Source organism: Citrobacter sp. CK195, assembly GCF_030333365.1.
GTDB classification, from domain to species: Bacteria; Pseudomonadota; Gammaproteobacteria; order Enterobacterales; family Enterobacteriaceae; genus Citrobacter_B; species Citrobacter_B koseri.
The window spans coordinates 1-203 of the sequence record NZ_JAOWGB010000013.1 but is presented as its reverse complement, the minus strand read 5'-3'; the positions used below and the strand labels follow the sequence as shown (position 1 = coordinate 203).

Sequence of the window (203 nt, the reverse complement as noted above, 5' to 3'; positions counted from 1 at the left end):
CTCAGAAGTGAAACGCCGTAGCGCCGATGGTAGTGTGGGGTCTCCCCATGCGAGAGTAGGGAACTGCCAGGCATCAAATTAAGCAGTAAGCTGATGTGAAATCAGTGGATGTAGAAAAATTCGGTGGAGCGGTAGTTCAGTTGGTTAGAATACCTGCCTGTCACGCAGGGGGTCGCGGGTTCGAGTCCCGTCCGTTCCGCCAC

The 203-nt window shown here is 54.7% G+C and carries 1 tRNA gene; it reads left to right on the top strand.

Annotated elements, in window-relative coordinates:
• Window positions 1-125 precede the first annotated feature (125 nt).
• Window positions 126-202: transfer RNA gene (locus tag OGX93_RS00660), tRNA-Asp, on the top strand.
• The last annotated feature ends 1 nt before the right edge of the window (window position 203 follow it).